The 24,582-nt window shown below is 65.3% G+C and carries 20 protein-coding genes; 10 read left to right on the top strand and 10 right to left on the bottom strand.

The window, feature by feature from the left end; all coding sequences use genetic code 11:
- Positions 1-30: 30 nt before the first annotated feature.
- The gene (locus tag NG898_RS22940) at positions 31-549 is read right to left on the bottom strand and encodes a MarR family winged helix-turn-helix transcriptional regulator (RefSeq protein ID WP_252694578.1); all 519 of its coding nucleotides are present in this window, start codon (positions 547-549) and stop codon (positions 31-33) included.
- 77 nt (positions 550-626) lie between these two features.
- Here NG898_RS22940 and NG898_RS22935 point away from each other — a divergent pair, with 77 nt between their 5' ends.
- The 3 genes from NG898_RS22935 to NG898_RS22925 are packed head-to-tail and all read left to right on the top strand — an operon-like array spanning position 627 to position 2,193.
- Positions 627-1,124 carry a carboxymuconolactone decarboxylase family protein gene (locus tag NG898_RS22935; RefSeq protein WP_252694577.1) on the top strand — a complete coding sequence of 166 codons (498 nt, stop codon included), beginning with the start codon at positions 627-629 and terminating at the stop codon, positions 1,122-1,124.
- Complete coding sequence (locus tag NG898_RS22930) at positions 1,121-1,570, top strand: GNAT family N-acetyltransferase (RefSeq protein WP_092975014.1); 450 nt, start codon at positions 1,121-1,123, stop codon at positions 1,568-1,570. The genes NG898_RS22935 and NG898_RS22930 overlap by 4 nt, the downstream gene beginning before the upstream one ends.
- Positions 1,567-2,193 carry an FMN-dependent NADH-azoreductase gene (locus NG898_RS22925; protein WP_252694576.1) on the top strand — a complete coding sequence of 209 codons (627 nt, stop codon included), beginning with the start codon at positions 1,567-1,569 and terminating at the stop codon, positions 2,191-2,193. Before NG898_RS22930 ends, NG898_RS22925 begins: the two co-directional genes overlap by 4 nt.
- A 24-nt stretch (positions 2,194-2,217) precedes the next feature.
- Here the strand turns inward: NG898_RS22925 and NG898_RS22920 are convergent, their stop codons facing one another.
- The gene (locus NG898_RS22920; protein WP_252694575.1) at positions 2,218-3,816 is read right to left on the bottom strand and encodes a hypothetical protein; all 1,599 of its coding nucleotides are present in this window, start codon (positions 3,814-3,816) and stop codon (positions 2,218-2,220) included.
- Between the two features lie 197 nt (positions 3,817-4,013).
- On the opposite strand from NG898_RS22920, the gene blaOXA reads away from it, so the two are divergent.
- Entirely contained in the window at positions 4,014-4,829 is an 816-nt protein-coding gene (gene blaOXA, locus NG898_RS22915) for an OXA-60 family carbapenem-hydrolyzing class D beta-lactamase (protein WP_252694574.1), read from the top strand.
- Positions 4,830-4,981: 152 nt separating this feature from the next.
- Positions 4,982-5,416 carry a hypothetical protein gene (locus NG898_RS22910; protein WP_252694573.1) on the top strand — a complete coding sequence of 145 codons (435 nt, stop codon included), beginning with the start codon at positions 4,982-4,984 and terminating at the stop codon, positions 5,414-5,416.
- Between the two features lie 51 nt (positions 5,417-5,467).
- On the opposite strand, the gene NG898_RS22905 is transcribed toward NG898_RS22910, so the two are convergent.
- A complete protein-coding gene (locus NG898_RS22905; RefSeq protein ID WP_252694572.1) occupies positions 5,468-7,081 on the bottom strand; it encodes an OpgD/OpgG family glucan biosynthesis protein in 1,614 nt (537 codons plus the stop codon).
- Between the two features lie 195 nt (positions 7,082-7,276).
- Between NG898_RS22905 and NG898_RS22900 the strand changes: the two genes are divergently transcribed.
- Positions 7,277-8,419 carry a serine hydrolase domain-containing protein gene (locus NG898_RS22900; RefSeq protein WP_252694571.1) on the top strand — a complete coding sequence of 381 codons (1,143 nt, stop codon included), beginning with the start codon at positions 7,277-7,279 and terminating at the stop codon, positions 8,417-8,419.
- A 37-nt stretch (positions 8,420-8,456) separates the two neighbouring features.
- On the opposite strand, the gene NG898_RS22895 is transcribed toward NG898_RS22900, so the two are convergent.
- Positions 8,457-8,927: a cyanophycin metabolism-associated DUF1854 family protein gene (locus tag NG898_RS22895; protein WP_252694570.1), complete on the bottom strand. Its 471-nt coding sequence runs from the start codon at positions 8,925-8,927 to the stop codon at positions 8,457-8,459.
- A 22-nt stretch (positions 8,928-8,949) separates the two neighbouring features.
- Positions 8,950-11,256, bottom strand: coding sequence for a cyanophycin metabolism-associated ABC transporter (locus tag NG898_RS22890; protein ID WP_252694569.1), 2,307 nt, complete (start codon positions 11,254-11,256; stop codon positions 8,950-8,952).
- Positions 11,257-11,545: 289 nt separating this feature from the next.
- On the opposite strand from NG898_RS22890, the gene cphA (NG898_RS22885) reads away from it, so the two are divergent.
- The 4 genes from cphA (NG898_RS22885) to NG898_RS22870 all read left to right on the top strand — a co-directional run bounded on the left by cphA (NG898_RS22885) (position 11,546) and on the right by NG898_RS22870 (position 18,569).
- A complete protein-coding gene (gene cphA, locus NG898_RS22885; protein WP_252694568.1) occupies positions 11,546-14,218 on the top strand; it encodes a cyanophycin synthetase in 2,673 nt (890 codons plus the stop codon).
- 53 nt (positions 14,219-14,271) lie between these two features.
- Positions 14,272-16,839, top strand: a complete 2,568-nt coding sequence (gene cphA / locus NG898_RS22880; RefSeq protein ID WP_252694567.1) for a cyanophycin synthetase — start codon at positions 14,272-14,274, stop codon at positions 16,837-16,839.
- Positions 16,840-17,445: 606 nt separating this feature from the next.
- Positions 17,446-18,060, top strand: a complete 615-nt coding sequence (locus NG898_RS22875) for a flavin reductase family protein (RefSeq protein ID WP_252694566.1) — start codon at positions 17,446-17,448, stop codon at positions 18,058-18,060.
- Positions 18,057-18,569: a GNAT family N-acetyltransferase gene (locus NG898_RS22870; protein WP_252694565.1), complete on the top strand. Its 513-nt coding sequence runs from the start codon at positions 18,057-18,059 to the stop codon at positions 18,567-18,569. Before NG898_RS22875 ends, NG898_RS22870 begins: the two co-directional genes overlap by 4 nt.
- Positions 18,570-18,573: 4 nt before the next feature.
- Here the strand turns inward: NG898_RS22870 and NG898_RS22865 are convergent, their stop codons facing one another.
- The 5 genes from NG898_RS22865 to NG898_RS22845 form a co-directional block, all read right to left on the bottom strand.
- Positions 18,574-19,962, bottom strand: coding sequence for an amidohydrolase family protein (locus NG898_RS22865; protein WP_252694564.1), 1,389 nt, complete (start codon positions 19,960-19,962; stop codon positions 18,574-18,576).
- A gap of 19 nt (positions 19,963-19,981) precedes the next feature.
- Positions 19,982-21,325 carry a nucleobase:cation symporter-2 family protein gene (locus NG898_RS22860; RefSeq protein ID WP_252694563.1) on the bottom strand — a complete coding sequence of 448 codons (1,344 nt, stop codon included), beginning with the start codon at positions 21,323-21,325 and terminating at the stop codon, positions 19,982-19,984.
- A 79-nt stretch (positions 21,326-21,404) separates the two neighbouring features.
- Positions 21,405-22,529 carry a CobW family GTP-binding protein gene (locus tag NG898_RS22855; protein WP_252694562.1) on the bottom strand — a complete coding sequence of 375 codons (1,125 nt, stop codon included), beginning with the start codon at positions 22,527-22,529 and terminating at the stop codon, positions 21,405-21,407.
- Positions 22,526-23,167 carry a UbiX family flavin prenyltransferase gene (locus NG898_RS22850; RefSeq protein WP_252694561.1) on the bottom strand — a complete coding sequence of 214 codons (642 nt, stop codon included), beginning with the start codon at positions 23,165-23,167 and terminating at the stop codon, positions 22,526-22,528. Before NG898_RS22850 ends, NG898_RS22855 begins: the two co-directional genes overlap by 4 nt.
- Positions 23,164-24,555: a UbiD family decarboxylase gene (locus tag NG898_RS22845; protein WP_252694560.1), complete on the bottom strand. Its 1,392-nt coding sequence runs from the start codon at positions 24,553-24,555 to the stop codon at positions 23,164-23,166. Before NG898_RS22845 ends, NG898_RS22850 begins: the two co-directional genes overlap by 4 nt.
- Positions 24,556-24,582 lie beyond the last annotated feature (27 nt).

The raw sequence follows: 24,582 nt of genomic DNA, 5'->3' as shown, positions 1-24,582 counted from the left end.
AAGGACAGCGGAGGAAAAATGGTGCGAGGGTTACGGAGAGGTTTTGTTGCTACCAAGCTTGGCGACATGCACAAGCCAGCGCCGCACGACCTCTTCCTCCTCGGATGAAAACCCCTCCAGCAAGTCCTGCTCAATGCCGCCCGAGCGTTCCCGGCACGCGGAAAGCAGGGTGGCCCCCTCCGCAGTGACGTCGATATGCTGGATTCGGCCGTGCACCGCGTGGGGCCGGCGGGTGATGGCGCCGCTGCGCTCCAGGTTGGTGACGATCACGCTCACCGTCTGGGGCGTCAGCAGGGTCAGCCGGGCGAGGTCGGCGTTCGAGATACCGGGGTAGGCGCGGAGCATCGTGAGCACGAGGAATTGCGGCAGCGTGACGCCTACGTCGGCCATGGCGCGCTCCATGCGCAACCGCTGGGCGGCGTTGGCCTGGCGCAGCAGGTAGCCGAGATAACCCTCTTCACCGCGCTTGCCCTGGCCGGGCTCGGGAATGGAGGGCGAGTTGCGTGTCGTGTCGTTTTCCTTGCCGGCGGCTGGGGTGCGCTTGCTCATAATGTCAGAGTTCGAATATTATGTTCGAACACTGATATTACCATTCCTCCAACCCGGACCTTCAGCAGGAGTCAGACATGGAAGATCTCTCCCCTCGCATGGATTACTCGGAATTTGTCGACACCGCCGTCGGCGTGGCGCCCGCGCTCCAGGCGCTCGGCAAGGCGGTGGATGCCTCAGGGCTGGAAAAGCCGCTGACCGAACTCGTCAAGCTGCGCGCGTCGCAAATCAACGGCTGCGCGTTCTGCGTGCAGTTCCATCTGAACCTGGCGCGCAAGCTGCGCGTGGCGCCGGCCAAGCTCGATCTGGTGGCGGTCTGGCGCGACACACCGGCGGTTTTCTCGCCGCGCGAGCGTGCCGCGCTGGCCTGGACGGAAGCGCTGACCACCCTGGCCCGCGCCGCCGACCACGGCGTGGAAGATCACGAATGCAACGCCGTGCTGGAGCATTTCTCCAGGACGGAAGTCGCCTTCCTCACGGCCGCTATCGCCAACATCCAGGCGTGGAACCGGATTGCCGTTGCGATGCGCTTTGCGCCGCAGGTGCCGGCCGCCCTGGCACCGGAGGGCGCATGACCATGGACGCCATCCGCCCCATCGAAGACGAGGCCGCGTTGCGTGCGTGCTTTCCCGTCATGCACCAACTGCGGCCGCATCTTGCCGACGCCGACGAGCTGGCTGCGCGCTGGCGCCGACAGGTCGAAGACGGCTATCGCCTCATCGCCGTCTGGCGCGAGGGCGTGCCGGTCGCGCTGGCGGGGTATCGGCAGCAGGAGAACCTCGTCTACGGGCCGTTCCTGTATGTCGACGATCTGGTGACCGATGCCAACCTGCGCAGCAGCGGCCTCGGCAACGTGCTGATGGACCACCTCAAGGCTGAAGCCGAGCGTCTGGGCTGTGCAAGGCTGGTGCTCGACACGCCGCTGTCCAACGTGCTCGGCCACCGCTTCTACTATCGCAACGGGCTGCTTGCAGGCGCCTTGCGCTTTGGCATGAACACGCGACCTGGAGGTGCCCGATGACAACACTGCTGCACGTGGCCGTGAGCCCGCGCGACGATCGTTCGCACAGTCGGCGTGGCGCGCAATTGGTCATTGCACAATTGGCCGAAGCCGTGGGTCGCCTGCAAATCATTGAGCGCGACTTGGCGGCCACGCCGCTGCCGCATCCCGATGCCGGCTTTGTCGAGGCCAGCCTCATGCCTGATGCCGACCGCACCGCGGCGCACCGCGCTCAGCTTGCACTGTCGGAAACGCTGATCGGCGAACTGGAAGCGGCGGATGCCGTGTTGATCTCCACGCCGGTGCACAACTACACAGTGCCGTCGGCGTTGAAGGCGTGGATCGACTTGGTGGTGCGGCCCGAGCGCACGTTCCGGCGCACGCCGACGGGCAAGGTGGGCATGCTGACCGATCGCTCGGTGCTGGTGGTGTCTGCTTCCGGCGGCAATTTTGATGGCGCACACGCGCAGACCGATTTTCTGATGCCGTATCTGCGTTATGTGTTTGCCACGGTGGGCATCCATCAGGTGGAAGGCATCCGTTTGCAGAACACCGCGCGCAGTGCCGATTCCGCCATGCACGCCCTCGAAGGTTTCCGGCAGGAACTGGCCGCGCGGATGTTGCTCGTGCCGCTGGTGGCGTGAGGTTTGGCGCAGGCGAGGTGGGGCTTAAGGCGCCGCTTCTGCCGTGTGCGTAAGCTGCTTCAGCGCCTGGACGAAGTACGCGCGATCGTGTGGCGCCAGGTCTTGCATGGTTTGGGTGAGACGGTCCATGGTCGTGCGGGCGGTGGCGTGATCGCCGTCGGCGTGGGCAAACCATGCCAGCTCCAACAGCAACCCGCTCACTTGCACGTGGCCGTAGCGATGTCGGCCGCTGTCGTGTTCGCGCAGGCGCAGTGCCGCCACGTCGGTCCAACGCTGCGGCCAGTAGCGCGCGTCAAAGGCTTCGGCAAATGGTCCGGCCCGCGTGCGGAGGTCGGTCAACGTAAGTGCAGCGCGGCGCGTGTCGGCGCGTGCAATCCGCATCAGGGCGATGGCATTCCACGCCGATTGCAGCGGCCCGCCGTTGCGCAGCGCCTGCCATTCGCTCATGGCCAGCCAGCGGACGGCATCGACCGTGCCGTCGGCATGCGCTGCGTTGCCGAGCACATCGCGCAGCAGCCAGCACGTCATGCCGAGATTGGCGGCAACCTGCTGCACAGCGTCGGAGGCCTGACTTTCCAGTGCGGCAGCCAGCGCGGTTTCGAATTGCGCGAGGATGCGCTGTGCGGCCTGGGCGCGTACGTCCAATGCAATGCCGTCGGCATCAGCGTAGAGCAGGCGGGCGCGCTCGATGAGGGCGCTGAGGTTGTTCCACTCGAAGCGGATCTGCGGGTGATAGCGCAGCAGGCTGCGGCCGGGCTCGGCATCGGCCAGGCGGGCGAGCAGGCCGGCAGCGAGGTCGAGGTCGCGGCGGTCATACGCACACCATGCCGTGACGATGCGCTCCATGGCGGCGAGGTAATCGTTGCCGAGCACGTGTCGCTGCCGGCGGTGCGCGCGCAGTTGCGAGAGCAGGGCACTGGCGCGTGTGGAATCGCCCAGGCGGCGCGCGGCCATCGCCTCACCAAGGGTGACGAGGGCGCGCTGGAAGTCGTTGTCGGCTGCGTCGCTGGCGTTGCGCAGCGCGAGCAGGGCGCCGCCCCGCTCGGTGTCAGACGCGCCGGTGCTGGCGCCCAGTGCATGCAATAGGCGGCCTTCGCGCATGGCGTGGCGCGCGGTCAGAAAGGCGTGCCAGAACGCGGGGTTGGGCGTGCCAGGCGCCGGGCCGGACAGCGCGCTGGCATTAACTTCGGTGCTGTTGTCCGTGCTGCCATCCGGCGCGGCAATCCCGAGGAAGGCGCGCACATCGGCGTCATCGGCAATCCGTCCTTCAACCACACAGACCACGCGCGCCGCGTCTTCAGGTGTGAGCCAGAACGGCCCCTGGCTGCGCTTGTCTGCGTTGAGGAAGCGCGGCTCGCGGTCGCGCTGTTCGCCCCAGCCGGCCTGCACGCCCCAGTTCTGCCAGTCGCGAAACGCGCGACTGATCATCATGCGCTGCGTGCTGGCGTCCGACACGGCGCCGCGCAGGTCGGCCAGGCGCACCAGCGGTTGCTCCGGCGACAGACGATGCGCGTATGCCAGCCGCACCAGCAGCCACAAGCTCTGGAAAGGCGCGCGCCGGCCATCCACGGTTTGCGGGGTGGTCAGCTCGACATGGAGGGCGGGCAGGGCAGGCGGCGTCATGCAGGCAATCAGGCGAAGCGAAACGAAACGTGGCGCCATTGTGCGCCAAGCCCTTTGTTACAGGCGTTACGCGCGTGACGTGAGGCCTGCCGCGCACGCTGGCGGCGGCATGCCGCGCTCCCTACGATGCGCAGCGCCGGCTCATCTGCGCATCGACGGTTGCCGGCAGCCATCCACCCCATTTCAAGGAGCGTTTCATGTTCTCTCGCTGGTCGAAGACCTTCGCGCTTGCCCTCACGGCCTGCGCCTTTGCCATGAGCACCGCCACTGCCCACGCCGAGCTGGTCGTGCGCAATGACCTCAAGCGCGTGTTCGACGCAGCCGGCGTCTCCGGCACCTTTGTCCTGATGGACATCAGTGCTGATCGCACCTATGTCGTTGACCCGGCGCGGGCCGCGCGGCGCATCAATCCGGCCTCTACGTTCAAGATTCCGAACAGCCTGATCGCCTTCGACACCGGAGCCGTGCGCGACGATCAGGAGGTGCTGCCTTACGGCGGCAAGCCGCAGCCTTACAAGCAGTGGGAGCACGACATGGCGTTGCCCGAGGCGATCCGGCTGTCGGCCGTGCCGATTTACCAGGAGGTGGCGCGCCGCGTGGGCTTTGAGCGCATGCAGGCCTACGTCGATGCGTTCGACTATGGCAATCGCCAACTTGGCAGCGTGATCGATCAATTCTGGCTACGCGGCCCGCTGGAGATTTCCGCATTCGAAGAAGCGCGCTTTACGAGCCGCATGGCGCTCAAGCAGTTGCCGGTGAAGCCGCGCACGTGGGATATGGTCCACCGCATGCTGTTGATCGAGCAGCAGGGCGATGCCGCGCTGTATGCCAAAACGGGCGTTGCCACGGAGTATCAGCCGGAGATCGGCTGGTGGGTCGGCTGGGTGGAACGTGCCGGGCGCGTGTATGCCTTCGCACTGAACATCGATATGCCGCGCGAGGGCGACATGGCCAAGCGTATTCCGCTGGGCAAGCAGTTGATGCAGGCGCTGGAGGTGTGGCCGGCGCCGTGAGAGGCGCATCTGCAAGCTTCGCCGTCTGAGTCGCAATCGGGGATGCCCGCAATCCACAATGAGATCGATCCTGAGGACGATGAAAATCGTAAAAAACTATTGCGCCGGCGCGTCTGAAGGCGGCCGGATGCAACAACACCTCGGGGGTCCTCATGTTGAAGGTCTACAAGGCGATGGCTGCCGCGGTGGCGGCGGTCATCGGAGCCAGTGGCGCGCTGGCGGGAGGCAGCCAGGGCGGCGTGATCTATTTCACTGGCGCGATTGTCCAGGCTGGGTTTCGCGTGCAGCAGTCACTCGGCGCGGAAAATGCGTTGCAGGCGCGCGCGTCCGCGTCCGGCGATCAGGTGGTGTTGGACTTTCGCTCGGCTGCGGTGCGGGTGGTGCCGGTGGATGTGTCGGTGGAGGCACGCGCGGCGTCATCGCTCAAGCCCCTGCAGGTGGGTGATTCGCGGGGCAAACCGGACGTGCTCGTCAAGTACGCCGGCTTCAAAACCCACTTGCTCGCGGCAAACAACGGCACGCTGACCTTGTCGCGCGCGGCGGGGGTGGAACCGGCCCTGGCGGTGGTGACGCTCAGCTACCAGTAATGAAAAAGGCGGGAATTTCCCGCCCTTGTCTGCCAGCCGCCGCGATGGCGGTTACGACGCCACCGGCCCCACCGGGGATTGGAACGGGTGGTACTGGTACAGCCACGTCTCAGACAGCGGCTTGCCATCCACCCGCAGGAACAACCGCATATCCACCGGCTCCTTCCCGTCAACCGTCAGATCGAATTGCGCGCGCCAGTGGCCCGGCACGCCGTTCGGCACGGCTTCGGTAAACACGTACGAGAACCTGCCGCGCGAGGTGCTGAGCACTGCCTCCGGCTTGGTGCCGAAGGGCAGCTTCTCCAGCGGGCCGCCCTTGAACTCGACCATGAACTTGCGCACGCCGTGCGGACGCGGCTGGCCCGGCTGGCCGCCGTTGCCCATGCGCGTGGCCACGCAGCGCGCCAGTTGCGTCGGATATGGCTCATCGGCCAGCCAGTGCAGGCGATAGCGCAGACGATACTGGCTGCCTGCGCGCGCCGGCGCCTTCGGCACCCACATGGCGACGATGTTGTCGTGGATCTCGTCGTCGGTCGGGATCTCGATGAGCTGCACGGCGCCTTCGCCCCAGCCCTCCAGCGGCTCGACCCACAGGCTCGGGCGGCGCTCGTAATGCACGCCGTCCTGGTAGTTGTTGAAATCGCGATCGCGCTGCAGCAGGCCGAAGCCGCGCGGGTTGTTGTCGCCAAAGGCAGACGCCATCGTGCGCGGCGGATCGTTCAGCGGGCGCCAGATGCGCTCGCCGCTGCCGGTCCAGAGCGCCAAGCCGTCGGAGTCGTGCACCTCGGGGCGCCAGTCGGTGGCGGTGCCCTTGGCGGTTTCCGAGAACCAGTACATCGACGTGGCAGGCGCGATGCCGAAGCGCTCCACGTCCTTGCGCAGGAAGATGGCCGTGTCGATATCCATCACCACGCCCTTCGTGCGGTGCATGACAAAGCGGTATGCACCCGTGATGCTCGGGCCGTCGAGCAGCGTGTAGATCGTCACGGAATCGGCGCGGTTGTCTGCCGGCGTGTCGAACCATACGTGCGTGAAATTGGGGAACTCTTCCGGCTTGCCGGCCTGCGCCACGTCGAGCGCAATGCCCCTTGCGGAAAGCCCGTATTGATATAGCTCGCCGATGGCGCGGAAGTACGACGCGCCCAGGAAGGCCACCCAATCGTTCTTTTTCCAGTCGAGTTTTTTCTGATCGCCCAGACGGCTTTCCTGAAAGCGGAAGCCGGAAAAGCCGCTGCCGCGCGGCAGCTTTCGCGCCGGGCTGTCGGCGGGCATGTCGAAGTAGGACTCGTCGTAGACGATTTCGCGTGCGGCGCCTTTTTCCACCACGTGCATGCGCACCGGCGCGCGGAAGAACGTGCCCAGGTGGAAGAACGTTACCGGAAACTGGCCCGGGCCGTCAGCAAAGAGCGCATGGGCGGTGTCGAACTTGATCTTGCCGTGCGCTTCGTAGTCGATCTTGGCCAGGATGTCGGCCGGCGCTGTGGCGGGCGGCGTGTACGGCTTGGCGGCCATCGTGCGGGCGCGTTCGATCAGCGCATCGAAAGAAAACGGCGCGGCATCGCCGAGCTTGACGCGATTGGCGGCCAGCGCCTCGGGCGTGATGCCGAGCGCCGCCAGCGTGGCGGTAACGGAGGCGGAGGCAAGAAGGGTTCGACGTGTGACCATAGGTGCCTGTGATGTGACTGATGAATAAGAAGGGTCCGACATGGTAACGCGGGCCCGGGTTCCGACGCCGGCTGAACACTCCCCCGGATGGCCGATCCGCTGCCGTTTGGTTGCCCAGATCGACCATTCGTCGCAGAGCGTTTGAACTTGCAAGTGCCGGTTACGATACTTGGTGACACATTAACGGGGGCTGGGATGACGCTACGACTGCGCAGCATCGGCATCGCTTTGGCATTGGTTTGCGCGGCATGCAGCGCCTGGGCGGCATCCTGCGACGCGCCCGCGCAGTTGAACGATGGCTGGCAGACTGAAGCCGACCCCGCTGTGGCCGGTTTCGATTCCGGCCGCCTTTGCACAGTCTTGCGCAATTTCGCCGAAGCCAATATCAACTTCCACAGCCTGCTCGTGGTACGCCATGGCCGTCTGGTGGCGGAGGTCTATCACGCCGGCAAAGATGAGCGCGTGAAGGATCTATTCCGCACCACGCGCACGTTCGACGCCAGCACGCTTCACGACATCCGCTCGATCAGCAAATCGGTGACAAGCCTGCTGTGGGGCATTGCGCAAGGGCGGGGGAAGATGCCGCCGCTGGATACGCCGGCGCTGTCGCTGTTTCCCGGGCTGGCCGACCTGAATCGCGATGGCCGCGAGGCGATTACGCTCTCACAGATGCTATCGATGTCGAGCGGCCTTGCCTGGAACGAATGGCGTGCGACGAGCTTCCTAAACAACGACGAGTTTGGACTGTTCTGGCACACGTCTCAGGCGCATTACGTGTTCAACCGCCCGATGGCGGCGCCGGCTGGCACGCAGTTCAATTACAACGGCGGCAACACGGCGGTGCTGGCGCAGCTGCTGGCCGAGCGCGTCGGCATGTCGTTGCCGGAGTACGCGCGCAAGCAACTGTTCGAACCGCTGGGCATCACCGACTGGGAATGGGTGGACGATTACCGTGGCCGCCCGCTGGCGTTTGCCGGCGTACGCCTGCGCCCCCGAGACCTCGCGCGTATCGGCCAACTCGTGCTGCAGCACGGCCAGTGGAATGGGCGGCAGATTGTGCCCGCCGAGTGGATTGCCGAATCAACGCGCCCACACATCGATACCGGCATGGGCTTGCAGTACGGCTATCAGTGGTGGCTCGGCAAGGTGGCGGCTGGCGGCACCGAACAGGCGTGGCTCGGGGGCATCGGCAACGGCGGCCAGCGTCTGTGGATCGTGCCCGGGCTCGACATGGTGATCGTCACCACGGCGGGCGATTACAACCAGCCTGCCTCCTGGAAGCAGGCTGAAACCCTGCTCGACCAAGTGATGACTGCCGTGCAGCCGATTCCCCGCTAGCGGCGGCGCGGCGGCGCGGTTGCGGGGCTACGCGGGCTTAAAGGAACCGGTCGAGAATCTTGCGGCTGTGCTTGTCCAGCGCAAGCAGATCGCGGATCAGGTAGTGGATGCCGTGGCTGTCGGAAATGAGCAGCGTGGTGCCGGTCAGGCGCCGGATGTCTTCTTCGCCGCGCAGCACGAGGTCGGTCTGGCCGCGGTCGGTCTGCACCGTCCACGTGCTGGGCGTAGCGTAGGTCGATACGCCGACGATCTTTCGGATCTCGGGCATGAATTCACGCGCGCCGAGTTCGGCTTCGATCAGCACACGCACTGGCGCGGGTAGCGCATCGGGCTGCGTGATCCATGCCAGCTCGTGGCCGTCGGTGCTCATCAGGCTCAAGCCCTCGCCCGCGGCGGAGATCGGAAACGCGCGCACGGGCACCACGCCTTCATGCACGGTGCCATCGGCCAGGGTCATCACAAGCTTGCCGAAGCCGTTGCGGCTCAGGGTGAAATCGGGCGTTTGCATCGCAGTCATTTCAGATAAAGGATCACTGCGCGTAAGCCGGCGCGGCGGCGTCCACGCGCTCGCCGTCGCTGGTCAGATCGGTGTCGGCATCGACATTGCGGGCCTGCGCCTGATAGAGCTTGTAGTACGCCCCCTCGCGCGCGAGCAGCTCATCGTGATTGCCCACTTCGACGATCTGGCCGCGGTCCATGACGACCAGGCGATCCGCCTTGCGCAGCGTCGACAACCGGTGCGCGATGGCGATGGTCGTGCGGCCCTGCACCAGATTGTCGAGCGCCTTCTGGATTTCCTTCTCGGTGGTCGTATCCACGGAAGACGTGGCCTCGTCCATGATCAGGATGCGCGGGTTGATGAGCAGCGCGCGCGCAATCGAAATACGCTGGCGTTCGCCGCCCGACAGCGCCTGGCCACGTTCACCTACCAGGGAGTCGTAGCCGTGCGGCAGGCGCAGGATGAACTCGTGGGCGTGGGCGGCACGCGCGGCGGCAACGATCTCTTCACGCGTGGCGTCGGGTTTGCCGTAGGCAATGTTGTCGGCAATCGTGCCGAAGAACAGGAACGGCTCCTGCAGCACCAGGCCGATATTGCGGCGGAATTCCGAGACGGGCAGCGAGCGGATATCGGTGCCATCCAGGCGGATCGCGCCTTCCGACACATCGTAGAAGCGGCAGATCAGGTTCACGAGCGTGCTCTTGCCCGAGCCGCTGTGCCCCACCAGCCCGATCATCTCGCCCGGCTGGATCGACAGGTTTAGGCCGCGGATCACCGCCCGGTTGCCGTAGCGGAAGCCCAGGTCGCGCAGCTCGATCGCGCCGTTCACCTTCTCGATGTGCACGGGCTTTGTTGGCTCAGGCACGCTCGACACGTGGTCGAGAATGTCGAAGATGCGCTTGGCGCCGGCCGCCGCCTTCTGCGTAACGGACACGATGCGGCTCATGGAATCCAGGCGCGTGTAGAAGCGGCTGATATACGTCAGGAACGCCACCAGCACACCGACGGTGATGGCGTCGTGGCTCACCTGCCAGATGCCGAAGATCCACACCACCAGCAGCCCGACTTCGGTCAGCAGCGTGACGGTCGGGGTAAACAGCGACCACACGGCGTTGACGCGATCGTTGATTGCCAGGTTGTGCTTGTTGGCCTCGGCAAAGCGTGTCACCTCGCGCTTTTCCTGGGCAAAGGCCTTGACCACGCGGATGCCCGGGATCGTATCGGCCAGCACGTTCGTGATTTCCGACCAGATCCGGTCGATCTTCTCAAAGCCGTGGCGCAGGCGGTCGCGCACCAGATGGATCATCCACGCGATGAACGGCAGCGGCACCAGCGTGACAAGCGCAAGCCAGGGGTCGATCGAGACCAGGATGACGGCCGTCATCGCAATCATCAGCACGTCGGTCGCGAAATCGAGCAGGTGCAACGACAGGAACACGCTGATCCGGTCGCTTTCCGAACCGATGCGCGCCATCAGGTCGCCCGTGCGCTTGCCGCCAAAGTATTCGAGCGACAGCTTGAGCAGGTGCTCGTAGGTGGTCGTGCGCAGGTCGGCGCTGATGCGCTCGGACACGCGCGCCAGCAGATAAGTGCGCGCCCAACCCAGCACCCAGGCCACCAGCGCGGCGCCAAACAGGCCCGACAGGTAGAGCGTGACCAGGCGGTAATCGACCGGTTGCCCGTTCTGGTAGGGGATCAGCACCTTGTCCATCAAGGGCATCGTCAGGTACGGCGGCACCAGGGTGGCTGCCGTGCCGATCAGCAGCAGGGCGAAACCGGCCAGCAATTCCCACCGATACGGCTGGGCGAAGCGCCACAGGCGCAGCAGTGCCCAGGTCGAGGGCGGCTGCTCCAGTTCGCGGCTGCATTGCGGGCAGTTGTCTTCACCGGGCGGCAGGGGCGCCTTGCAGGTCGGGCAGATGTCCGCGTCGGGCTGTGCGGCCTGGGCGCCGGTGGCCAGGGCGTTGCGCTGGGCATCGAAGGCGTCGGCCAGCCGCAGGGCGTCGGTATTGTGGCCCAGCGTGTACCGCCAGCTTGCCAGCCTGCGCTGGCCGTCCGCCAGCTCCAGCGTGCCGACGCCGGCGTGGTCGCTGTGGGCAAGCGTCATGCCAGGGGCGATGTCCCAGCTTTGGAAATCCTTTTCGCCGGGGGCTTGGCCGATCAGGTGACGGTTCGTAACAACCAGCCACCCTTGGGTAAAATGCAACCTTGCGTCCAAATCCAGCTGCAGCCCGGCCAGGACGGTTTCTTCTGGAGCGAGGCTTGAGCCGAGCACGACACTCCAGGGTTCCTGAGCGCGGGCGACGGTGGGGGCGGACGATGGGGAGGACTGGGTCATCAGTGGCGCAAAGAATTCAAAAAGCGCGTCCAAATGGCCAAAAAACAGCCCAAAACGGGAAAAGGACGAACATAAATCGAGGCAAGAGTGCGGCGTCGCAATTGTTGCGGCCTGCAAATTTTGCTCGCAAGTATACATAGCCACGCCAGCACGGCATTTGGTGCGTTGCACAATGCACTTCGGGCTCAAGACGTCAACGCCGACGCCGTTGTAACGTTATTGAAAGGTAACGGTTCGATTCCACGGACCAACTTCACGGGTACATCGCCCCCTGCCTCAAGCAAATTCAATGAAGAAGAAGGACATTGAGATTCTCGATGTCATGTCGCTGCGCGGCCCGAATATGTGGACATATCGGCCAGTGCTCGAGGCATGGGTCGACATTGGTGAACTGGAGGATTTTCCTTCCAACACGATTCCGGGGTTCTACGAGCGCCTGTCGACATGGCTCCCAACGCTGATCGAGCACCGCTGCAGCCCCGGCGTGCGCGGCGGCTTCCTGATGCGCTTGAAGGAAGGCACCTGGCCCGGCCACATCCTGGAACACGTCACCCTGGAATTGCAGAACCTGGCCGGCATGCCCGGCGGTTTCGGCAAGGCGCGCGAGACCCCGGTGCGCGGCGTGTACAAGGTGATCGTCCGTGCCTGGCACGAAGACGTGACCCGCGCTGCCCTGCTGGCCGCCCGTGATCTGGTCATGGCGGCCATTGAAGACCGCCCGTTCGACGTGGATGCGGCCGTCGAAACGCTGCGCGACCTGGTGGACGAGCACTGCCTCGGCCCCAGCACCGCCTGCATCGTCGATGCCGCCGATGACCGCAATATCCCGTCCATCCGCCTGTCGGACGGCAACCTCGTGCAGCTCGGCTACGGTGCACGCCAGCGCCGCATCTGGACGGCCGAGACCGACCGTACCAGCGCCATTGCAGAATCGATCTCACGCGACAAGGATCTGACCAAGAGCCTGCTGCAATCGTGCGGCGTGCCCGTGCCGGAAGGCCGCATGGTCGACAGCGCCGAAGACGCCTGGGACGCCGCCGAAGACATCGGCGTGCCGGTGGTGGTCAAGCCGTACGACGGCAACCACGGCCGCGGCGTGTTCACGAACCTGATGACGCGCGAAGAGGTGGAAACCGCTTATGCCGTGGCCATCGAGGAAGGCAACGGCGTGATCGTCGAGCGCTTCGTCTCCGGTAACGAACACCGCCTGCTGGTCGTGGGCGGTCGCGTGGCGGCGGCGGCGATGGGCGAAACCGCGTCGGTCATCGGCGATGGCACTTCGACCATCGAAGAACTGATCGAATCGCAGATCAACTCCGACCCGCGCCGCGGCAGCACCGAAGAACACCCGCTGAACTGCGTGCGCCTGGACTCTGCCGCACATCTCGAACTCAAGCGCCAGGGCTATGCCGACGGCAGCGCCGTACCGCCCGCGGGCCGCAGCGTGCTGATCCAGCGCAACGGCAACGTCGCCTTTGACGTGACCGATCGCGTGCACCCGAGCGTGGCCGCGCACGCATCCCTGGCGGCGCGGGTGGTCGGGCTCGATATTGCCGGTGTGGACCTGGTGGCCGATGACATCTCTCGCCCGCTCGATGAGCAGCGTGGCGCCATTGTGGAAGTCAACGCCGGGCCGGGCCTGCTGATGCACATTCGGCCAGCCCAGGGCCAGCCCCGCCCTGTGGGCCGCGCGATTGTGGATCACCTGTTTTCCGACAAGGACGGCGTGCAGGACGACGGCCGCATTCCCATCGTCGGCATCACGGGTACCAACGGCAAGACCGTCGTCGCGAAGCTGGTTGCGCAGTTGCTGCAGCTCTCGGGCAAGCACACGGGTCTGGGCTGCAGCGATGGCCTGTTCCTGGACCGCCGCCAGGTCGAGACGAGCAACAACCGCGGCGGTCACGGCGACCGCGCTGCGTGGGACGCCTGTCACCGCATCCTGATGAATCGCGCGGTGGAAGCCGCTGTGTTCGAGAGCGACAGCGGCATGATCCTCTCGCAAGGATTGCCGTATGACCGTTGCCAGGTCGGCGTGGTCACCAACTTCGGCAAGCCCGACCACCTGGGCGACTTCTACGTCGAAGACGAAGACCGGATGTACAGCGTTCTGCGCACGCAGATTGACGTTGTGCTGAAGTCTGGCGTGGGCGTGCTCAATGCCGCCGATGCGCGCCTCGTTGAGATGGCCGACCTGTGCGATGGCGAAGTGATCTTCTTCGCGTTGTCGGGCGATCTGGAAGCCATTGCCGCGCATCGTGCCGCAGGCAAACGGGCCGTGTTCGTGCGTGACGGCAAGGTGGTGCTCGCCACCGGCGCGAGCGAACTGACACTGGCCGATGTGTCGGCCATTCCGCTGACCTACGCCGGCCGCGTGCCGTTCCAGCTTGAGAACGTGCTGGCCGCCGTGGCCACCGGCTGGGCGCTGGGCATTTCCAGCGACCTGATGCGCGCCGGCATCGTCACCTTCGATGTGGGCCAGGTAGATGTGCCGGGCCGCTTCACGCTGTTCCAGCACCACGGCGCCACCATCGTGGTGGATGACGCGCACAACGCCTCGGCGCTGGAAGCTTTGGCCACTGCGCTGGACAACTTCGCGGCCGAGCGCCGCACGCTCGTCTTCGGTGCCGGCCTGCAACGCCGCGACGAAGACCTGATTGCGCAAGGCACCGTCATCGGCCAGACGTTCGATCGCGTGCTGCTATGCGAAGACGCCAGCGTCAAGCGCACCGATGCCGAGTTCGATCGCCAAGCACGCGCGCTGCTCAAGCAAGGGTTGCAAGCGGGCGGTCGCGTGGCTGAAGTCGTCGTCGAAGGGGCCAAGCGCCGGGATGTCGTCGATGCGGCGCTCTCGCAGCTCACGGCAGGCGACCTGCTGGTCCTGCAATGCGACGAGTGCGCCATCGAGGGCACCGTCGAGCAGGTACACCAGTGGATGGGCCGCGCCGAATCCCAGAACTGACGATCGGGCCTGAATCCCAAAGAACGCCCAAAGCACAACGGAAAGCTGATTGCATGGAAGTCTCTCGTATCCGGGCCTTGCGCGGCCCAAATCTCTGGTGCCGCCATACGGCCATCGAAGCCATCGTGGCCTGCTCGGATCAATCCCAACTGCTGGCCGAACTGCCGGGCTTTGAAGACCGCCTGCGCGCGCGGTTTCCGGCGATTGGCCCGTTGCGCCCAGATGACGAAGCCGACGCGCCATCGATTGCGCACGCATTGGAAGCCGCGGCGCTGGGCCTGCAAGCTGCCGCCGGTTGCCCGGTGACGTTCAGCCATACCGAGCCGACGCTCGAACCCGGCACATACCAAGTCGTCGTCGAATACAGCGAAGAGGAAGTGGGCCGACTGGCATTTGAGCTGGCCGGCCAACTTTGCCTGGCCGCACGCGACGACCAGCCGTTTGATCTTGACGACGCGCTGCACCGCCTGCGCGAGCTGGACGAAGACGTGCGCCTGGGCCCCAGCACCGGCTCCATCGTCTACGCCGCCGTGGCGCGCGGGATTCCGTACCGCCGCCTCACGCAGGGCTCGATGGTGCAGTTTGGCTGGGGCAGCAAGCAGCGCCGTATCCAGGCCGCCGAAACCGACTTGACCAGCGCCGTGGCCGAATCCATTGCGCAGGACAAGGATCTGACGAAGACCCTGCTGCACGCGGCCGGCGTGCCGGTACCGCTGGGCCGTTCGGTGCGCAGCGCAGAGGAAGCGTGGGAAGCCGCGCAGGAAATCCACGGCCCGGTCGTGGTCAAGCCGCGCGACGGCAACCAGGGCAAAGGCGTGGCCGTGCGCATCCGCACGCGCGAAGAAGTGATGACGGCCTATGAGGTCGCGGCCGACATTTCGTCCGACGTGATCGTCGAGCGCTACATCCCCGGCCACGATTTCCGTCTGCTCGTGGTGGGCAAGCACCTGGTGGCGGCTGCACGCCGCGATCCGCCGCAAGTTATTGGCGACGGCAAGCACACCGTGCGTGAGCTGGTCGACGAAGTAAACCGCGACCCGCGACGCGGCGAAGGGCATGCCACCTCGCTCACGAAAATCCGCTTTGACGACATTGCGCTGGCCACGCTCGCCAAACAGGGCCTGAGCGCCGACGCCGTGCCGCCCAAGGGCACGCGCGTGGTGTTGCGCAATAACGCGAATCTCTCCACGGGCGGCACCGCCACCGACGTGACCGATGACGTGCACCCGGCCATCGCGGCGCGTGCCGTGGCGGCGGCACAGATGGTCGGCCTCGATATCTGTGGCGTGGATGCCGTGTGCGAAACGATGCTCAAGCCGTTCGAGGACCAGGCCGGCGGCATTGTGGAAGTCAACGCCGCACCAGGTTTGCGTATGCACCTGCAGCCGTCGTACGGCAAGGGCCGCGCCGTGGGCGAGGCGATCGTCTCCACGATGTTTGCCGACGGCGACGACGGTCGTATTCCCGTGGTGGCGGTGTCCGGCACCAACGGCAAGACGACGACGGTGCGCCTGATCACGCATCTGCTTGCCACCAGCGGCCTGCGCATGGGCATGACCGGCACCGACGGCGTGTACATCCAGGCCCAGCGCATCGACACCGGCGATTGCAGCGGGCCGCGCAGCGCGCGCAACGTGCTGCTGCATCCGGACGTCGACGCCGCCGTCTTCGAAACCGCGCGTGGCGGCCTGCTGCGCGAAGGTCTCGCGTTCGACCGCTGCGACGTGGCGGTCGTGACAAACGTGGGCGAAGGCGACCATCTGGGCCTCAACTACATCAGCACGGTGGAAGACCTGGCCGTGCTCAAGAGCGTGATCGTGCAGAACGTGGCGCCGCGCGGCATGGCGGTGCTCAATGCCGCCGACCCGATGGTCGCGCGCATGGCCGACGGCTGCCCCGGCTCAGTTACCTTCTTCGCGCACGACGCCAGCCTGCCGACCATGGCCCTGCACCGCGCGCAGGGCAAGCGCGTGGTGTTTGTCGATGGCGCCGAGATTGTGGCCACCGAAGGTGCGAACGAAACGCGCATCGCACTGGCTGATATTCCGCTCACGCGCAACGGCACGATTGGCTTCCAGGTTGAAAACGCAATGTCGTCGATTGCTGCTGCATGGGCACTTGGCATCGACTGGACGATCATCCGCCGCGGCCTCGCCACCTTTGTGAACGACGCCGCCACTGCGCCCGGCCGCTTCAACGTATTCGATTACAAGGGCGCCACGCTCATCGCCGACTACGGCCACAATCCCGACGCCATCCAGGCGCTATGCAACGCGGTTGCCACCATGCCGGCCCAGCGCCGCTCGGTGGTGATCAGCGGGGCGGGCGACCGCCGCGACGAGGATATCCGCCGCCAGACGCAGATTCTGGGTGGCGTGTTTGACGACGTTGTGCTGTATGAAGACCAATGCCAGCGTGGGCGTGAGGATGGCGAGGTGCTCGCGCTGCTGCGTGAAGGGCTGCAGGGTGCGTCGCGCACGAGCCGCGTTGATGAAATCCGTGGTGAATTCCTGGCGATCGACACGGCGCTGGGGCGGTTGCAGCCAGGTGATCTCTGCCTGATTTTGATTGATCAGGTGGAGGAGGCGCTGGAGCATATTGCCAAGCGGGTTGGGGAGTAAGTTTTGGCCCGGTTGATGGGGTTCGCAGAGGCTTGTTTTTTGTGGTGCATCCCTTGTTTCATCCCCTGCCGGGGCTGACTCACTTTCTTTGGTCTTGCCCAAAGAAAGTAAGCAAAGAAATGCGCGCCCGAGATGGCGAAAGATTCCTTGAATTTATGTCGCAGGGAGGGGAAGGGAAAAACTCGCTTCGCTCAGACAGTTTCCCTTCCTCTTTCCTCTCTGCAACAGAAATTCAAGGCGCCATCTAGGGCAGGAAAGTCAAAGGACAAAGCCAAACCATCTCAGCGCCAGCCCAAACGACAAGGCCAACCTCGCGACGGGTTGGCCTTTTTCTGTTGACGTTGAGCCCTTGATGGCGCCTTGAATTTTTGTGAGCGGGCGGATCAAGGAAGGAGGCTGTCTGAGCGCAGCGAGTTTGCCTCCTTCCCCGCACGGTCACACAAATTCAAGGGGAAGTCGCCATCTCGGGCGCGCCTTTCTTTTGCTTACTTTTCTTTGGCAAGACAAAGAAAAGTGAGTCGGTCCCGGCAGGGAACGAAAGGGAGGTGGACCACCAACAAAAAAACATCAAGAAACCACCCCCAACACATCCACCCCCAGTGACCTATGATGACGCCTCCCCCTAGTCCCCTCGCCATCATGCCTAATCCCCCCACACTGGCCCCAGTAGAACTGGCAAAGTCCTACCGTCTCCTGAACCACGGCCCGACCACGCTGGTCACCAGCGCCCACAACGGCGTGCGCAACGTCATGGCCGCCGCCTGGGCGATGCCACTCGACTTTGCCCCGCCCAAGGTCCTCGTCGTGGTCGACAGCCGCACCCTCACTCGCGAGCTGATCGAGGCTTCCGGTGTCTTTGCACTGAACATCCCCACCCGGGCCATCGCTGAGACCACGCTCGCGGTGGGCACGCTGTCGGGCCGCGACGGCGACAAGTTCGATGCGCTTGGCCTTGCCACCATGCCTGCCCGCACGATCGATGTGCCGCTGGTGGCCGGCTGCGCAGGGTGGCTGGAATGCCGCGTCATTCCCGAGCCGCACAACGAGAAACGCTACGACCTTTTCATCGCCGAGGTGACCGCCGCCTGGGCGGACCCAGCGCTGTTCAGCAACGGCCGCTGGCACTTCACCGATGCGGGCAGCAAGACCGTGCATTACCTCGCAGGCGGTGCATTCTTTGAGACTGGCGATGCATTCACCGTGGAGGCCAAACAGCCATGAGCGACGTCGCCATTCGCCCGTTGATCGACGAGGACGCCGAGGCCTTCAAGGCGCTGCGTCTGAAGGCCATTCAAGACGCGCCCACCGCCATCTGGCCGACGCACGATGAAGAGTCGGGGCGCACGCTGGAGGAAACCCGCAACCGCATCCGGGCGACTGAGCATCAGATCGTGTTTGGTGCCTTTGCGGGGCGCGAACTGATCGGCATTGCCGGGTTGCGGCGTGAAGCGCTTGCGCAAGTCGCGCACAAGGCTGTGCTGTGGGGCGTATTTGTTGACCCGGCGCATCGGCGGGGCGGTATTGCCGGCCGGCTGCTCAACGCGGCCATTGCGCATGCGCGTGCCGCACGGGTGCTGCAGATTCATCTCTGCGTGAACGCCGAAAACCCGCGTGCGCAAGCGCTGTATCGCAACGCGGGTTTCGAGACCTTCGGCATCGAGCGCCGCGCCATGCGTGTCGGTGATCGCTTCTACGACGAAGAGCACATGGCGCTGCGACTCGACGTCTGAACCGTCAGGCGCATGCCATCAAGTCCGCCACACCTTGGCGGGCTTCAGCGCGGATGCGTGCCACATCCAGCCCGCACACCACACCTTCGTCCACCACGACACGGCCGCCGATGATGCTGATGCGCACGGCAATGGGCTCGCCGGCCACCACGGGCGCGAGCGCCGGATTGTGGAAGCCGTAGAAGCGCGGATGGTTGATGTCGTAGAGCACCAGATCGGCCGCTTGCCCGACCTGCAGCGTGCCGACTTCACTCAAGCCGAGCACGCGTGCGCCGCCTGCGGTGGCCCAGTGAATGACATCTTCAGCGGTGGTGGCACTGGCGCCTTGCGCGGCACGGTGAATGAGCCACGCGGTGTTGACCTCGCCGGTCATGCTGCCCGATTCGTTGGACGCCACGCCATCCACGCCCAAAGACACCGGCACACCAGCCGCCGCCAGTTGCGGCACCGGCGCGATGCCGCTGCCCAGCCGGCTGTTGCTGACGGGGCAGTGCGCGATGCCGCTGCCCGTCTGCGCCAGCATGCGGATCTCCGACGGCTGCAGGTGCACGAGGTGCGCAAACCAGACGTCCGGGCCCAGCCACTCGTGCTCGGCCACGAACTCCACGGGCAGACAGTTGTATTTCTCGCGGCAGAAGCGCACGTAGTTGTCGGTCTCCGACAAATGCGTATGCATGCGCAGATGCATGCCGCGCGCCACATGGGCCAGCTCGACCAGCAATGCCGGTGGCAACGAGAACGTGGGTGTGGTCGGCGCCACCACCACGCGGCGCATCGCGTCGGGGGCGTCGTCGTGATAGCGGTGCTTGAGCCGCTCGATGTCGGCCAGCATCTGGTCGAGCGTTTCAGGCTGCAGCGCCGTCTTCGAGAAGCCCGGGTGGCTGCTGGCCGACTCGATGGCGCCGCCGCGGCAGAGCACGAAGCGCATGCCGAATTCGTCGGCCACGTCGAACAGCATGTCGCCCGATTCGGTGCCGCCGCCTGCGTGATAGAGGTAATGGTGGTCGGCGCAGGTGGTGGCGCCCGACAGCAGCAGCTCCGCCATGCCCAGGCGCGCAGCCGTGCGCATCAGCTCGGGTGTGAACAGCGGCAGGCGCGGATACGGCACGCTGGCCAGCCACCCCTGCAGGTCCTGGTTCATGCCTTCCGGCACGGCCTTGAGCAGGTTCTGGAACAGGTGATGGTGCGTATTGATCCAGCCCGGGTAGACGATGCAATCGCTCGCGTCGATGACGCGCTCGCCGGGGCGGGGCATGAGGTCGGGGCCCATCTCGGCGATGCGGCCCCCGGCGATGCGGATATCGACCGCACCGGCGCGTGCGGCGTCACCGCGCAGACCGGTCATGACGGCCAAGGGGCGGCGGATGAGGATGTCTTGAGGCGTGTTGTGCATGGAGTTGTCCATTGAATGATCAGGCGCGGCCCGCCGTGCGCACCACAGACGCTGGAACGTGCGCTTCTTCGGTACCGTTGAGCAGCAGGTTCAGCGCCACCGACACCAGGCAGGCGATGACCACGCCGCTGTGCAGGAACGGTTGCGTCCAGTCGGGCAGGGCCTTGAACAGCGTGGGCGCGAGCACCGGGACCAGCGCGGCAGCAATCGTGAAGCCCACGATGAGCACGTTGTAGCGGTTGTGTTCGTAGTCGACGCGTGCCAGGGTCTGGATGCCCGCAGCGGCCACCACGCCGAACATGGCGATGCCGGCGCCGCCCAATGCGGCCGATGGCGTGGCCGCAATTACTGCGCCGGCCTTCGGCACGAGTGCTACGAGACACATCAGCACGCCGCTCACAGCCACCACCCAGCGGCTGCGCACACCGGTCAGCACCACCAGCCCGACGTTCTCCATGAACGCTATGAACGGGAAGGCCGCGAACATGCCCGCAATGGCGCTGGCCAGGCCGTTGGCGCGCAGGCCGTTGATGGCTTCCTCTTCTTCGATGGGCTTTTCGACAATGTCGCCGATGGCCAGGAACAGGCCCATCGATTCCACCATTTGCACGATCATCACCACGATCATGGTCAGGGCCGGCACCACCGCAAACACAGGCACCCCAAAGTGGAACGGCACCGGTAGCGTGACCCACGGCGCTTCAGCCACCCCGTGAAAGTTGCCCATGCCCATGGCGCAGCCGAGCAACGTGCCGACGATCATGCCCACCAGCACGGCAAGGTTGCGCAGCAGCGGGCTGCCGAAGCGGTTGATGAGCAGGATGGTGGCAACCACGACCACGGCCACCAGCAGAAACGACGGCGCACCGAAGTTGGCGGCGTTGCGTCCTCCGCCCACCCAGTCATACGCGACGGGAAAGAGCTGCAGGCCGATGACGGTCACGATGCAGCCCGTGACCACCGGTGGAAAAAATCGCCGCAGCCGCCCCACCAGCGGTGCGGCGAGCAGCGTAAACAGCCCGGCCGCAATGACCGCACCGCACACGCCCGCGAAACCTACGGCAGGGTTGGTGCCGATGGCGATCACCGGCCCCACGCTGCTGAACGCCACCCCCTGCAGGATCGGCAGCCGCACCCCGAACTTCCAGAACCCGATGGTCTGTAACAGCGTGGCGATGCCCGAGCAGAACAACGTGGTGCTGATGAGCACAATGGTGTCCGCCTGCGACATCTTGAGCGCCGACGCGATGATCATCGGCACCGCGATGGCGCCGATGTACGACACCGCCATATGCTGCAAGCCCAACGTCAACATCTGTCGGGTCGACAGAATCTGGTCGACCGGGTGTACGGCTGTTGTCATGGTTGTCTCCTATCGTTGTCATGCCCGGGGCGTGCCAGGAGCCGCCCTCGGGTCAGGGGGATGTCATGTCATGGCATGCTCACGCCGCCAGACACGCGTTGAAACCGTCCTGCAGGGCCGAGCGATCGAGGTCGCGGCCGATGAAGACGATCTTGCTGCTGCGCGCTTCGCTGCCCCACGGCTGCGTTGCGCGAAAGTCGATGAGGCTGTGCACGCCCTGCAGCACGTAGCGCTGCGCCTGGCCCTTCACGGCCAGGATGCCTTTCATGCGGAACAGCGTTTCCGCCTGCTCGGTGCGCAGGGTGTCGATCCACGTGTGGAAGCGCACGAGATCCACGTCGGCCGGTACGTCAAAGCCCACGGACGAGACGCTCGGATCGTGCTGGTGGTCGTGCTCATGTTCGTGCTCATGGTCATGCTCGTGAGCGTCGGCGTGAACATGTTCATGTTCGTGGTCATGGTCATGTTCATGGTCGTGCGCGTCATGCTCGCCGTGGCCGGCGTCTGCGCCGATCTCCAGCAGCTTCTGCGTGGCCTCGAACGCGCCGACACCGATGATCTTGTTCAGATCGACCTCGGCATAACTGGAGGTGACGATGTCGGCCGTGGCGTTCAAGCCGCGGATGCGCCCGCGCAGCGCGTCGATGTCGTCGCGGCCCACAAGGTCCACCTTGTTGATGACGATGCGGTCAGCGCAGACGATCTGGTCGACGGCCTGGTTGTCGACACCGTCCAGCTGCAGGTCGTCCAGATGCGCGGCGATGTGCTTGGCGTCGACCATGGTGACGATGGCGTCAAGCTCGACATGTTCGGCAATCGGGTCGTCGATGAAGAACGACTGCGCTACCGGATACGGATCGGCCAGGCCGCTGGTTTCCACCAGGATGTGGTCGAGCCGTTCGGGCCGCGCGACAAGCTGGCGCACGATGCGCACGAGGTCTTCGCGCACCTCGGCCGTGCAGCACACGCAGCCGTTGACCATCTCGTAGATCTCTTCGTTTTCCGAGGCCATGACGAGGCCGCCGTCGATGCCGACTTCACCAAACTCGTTTTCGATCACGGCGATCTTGCGGCCGTGGTTTTCGCGCAGAATGAAGTTCAGCAGCGTGGTTTTGCCGGCGCCAAGAAAGCCGGTGAGGATGGTGACCGGAATCTTGGTGTTCGGGCCAGGAAGCGTGGCGTGGGCCGTGGCTTGGGGTTTCATGTTGTCTCCTTGTCGAGCGTGGGTGGGGTACGGACTAAGGCAGGTAAGGCTTCTTCGCCCCAGCGCAGGGCGGTGCCGGCATCGAGCCCGAAGAGGTCGAGCACGCGGCCGAGGGTGTGGTCGATCATGTCGTCCAACGTATTGGGCCGCGCATAGAAGGCCGGCACGGGCGGTGCGACGATGGCGCCCATCACCGTGACGGCCTGCATGTTGCGCAGGTGTGCGAGCGTGAATGGCGTCTCGCGCGCCATCAGTACAAGCGGACGGCGCTCCTTGAGCGTGACGTCGGCCGCGCGTGTCAGCAGCGTCGACGAGACGCCGGTGGCAATCTCCGCCAGAGACTTCATCGAGCATGGCGCCACGATCATGCCCAGCGCGCGGAACGATCCGCTGGCAATGCCGGCGGCCATGTCGTCCGCGCGGTGGTAATGCGTAGCGCGATCGATCACGTCGGCGAGCTTGTACGGCGTTTCGTGCGCCATCGTCAGCAGCGCAGAACGTGTGACGACCAGGTGCGTCTCCACATCGAGCGCGTGCAGCAGTTCGAGCAGCCGCACGCCATAGACGAAGCCCGATGCACCGCTGATGCCGACCACCATGCGCGGCCGGGTTGGAGCGCGAGGGTGGCGCGCGCTCATGGACGCACTCCGGCCCGGCGGAGGATGTCGCCCGCGCGGGCAATGGCCTGCGGATCGATGCGTGCGCGGATGCCTTCGAAACCGGCACCGCGTGTTGCGTCGATGCCCATGCGCGAAGTCGTGCCGTGCACGGACGATGACGGGTCAAGCGGGCTGCCGGGCAGGCCATCGACCATGAACACATCCTGGTGCGGCTGGAAGTGCGTGGCCATGGCCCACAGCACCTGCTCGTCCTGCTGCAGATCGATATCCGAATCCACGGCAATCACGGTCTTGAGGTATGGGTCCCATCCGAGCAGCGCGAGCATGACCTGGCGGGCCTCGCCGTCGCGCGTTGGGTTGAGCGCCACGTAGCAATGAAAGTGCGTGCCGGAGTTCGGGTAGTGCAGCGCCGTCACCGATGGGAAGCGCGCCTTGAGCTTCTCGCTCATCTCGGCCTCACGCGGCAGGCGGGCGAGCGTGAGGTGCTCCGCATATGGGCCGCCCACCACGTCGACCAGCCAGGCATCGCGCCGGCGCATCAGCGTGTCGATGCGCAGCACGTTGTTGGTGGAACGGTCCGACGAATAGCCGGTGAACTCGCCGAACGGGCCTTCCTCGGCATAGGCGGCAGGGTCGATGGTGCCTTCGAGCACGAACTCCGCCGCCGCCGGCACGCCAATGCCGTAGCGCGGCGTGCGGACGATATCGAGCGGTGCGCCAAGCAGGCCGCCAGCCACAGCGCGTTCATCGGCACCAAATGGCAGGCGGGCGGCGGCGGCCAGCATGAACAGCGGATGCGCGCCCACGACCATCGCTACGCGCAGCACGTCGCCGCGTTCGCGCGCGGTCTGCAGCATGCGCCAGAGGTGGCCGCGCGAGTGCAGGCTCGTCGCCAGGGCGTTGCGTGCGTGGCGCATCGAGCGGTGATAGCTCATGTTGGCCACGCCCGTCACCGGGTCCTCGGCCACGATGATGGCGTTGGTGATGTAGGGCGCGCGGTCGCTCTCGAAGTGCTTGATCATCGGCAGCAGCGCAACGTCGACCGCGTCGCCTTCGATCACCTCGTCGGTGATGGGGCCGTGCGAGACGACACGCGGTGCGATGGACGCATTGGCGCGTGCCTGGAAGGCATCGTGCAGTTGATGCGGCAACACGTCGAACAACCGTGCCAGCCGTGACCGCGAGGCAAAGACGTTGGTGACCAGCGGTACCTGCAGGCCGCTGACCTGCTCGCAGACCAGCATGGGGGTCTGGTTGCGCGCAGCGAGCTGATCGATGACGGCGGTGACGTCCTGGTCGGCGGAGATGCCGTGGCGCACCGTCAGCACATCTTCGGGATACAACTCGCGATAGAGATTGGCGAAGACGTGGAAATCCTGGCCTTCGCCAAGCCGGGTCATGCTCATGGCACACCTCGCTAGAGGCGGGCGCCG

The sequence above is a fragment of the Ralstonia mojiangensis genome (assembly GCF_023955645.1).
Taxonomy (GTDB): domain Bacteria; phylum Pseudomonadota; class Gammaproteobacteria; order Burkholderiales; family Burkholderiaceae; genus Ralstonia; species Ralstonia mojiangensis.
This window is presented reverse-complemented; position numbering and strand designations above follow the sequence as displayed.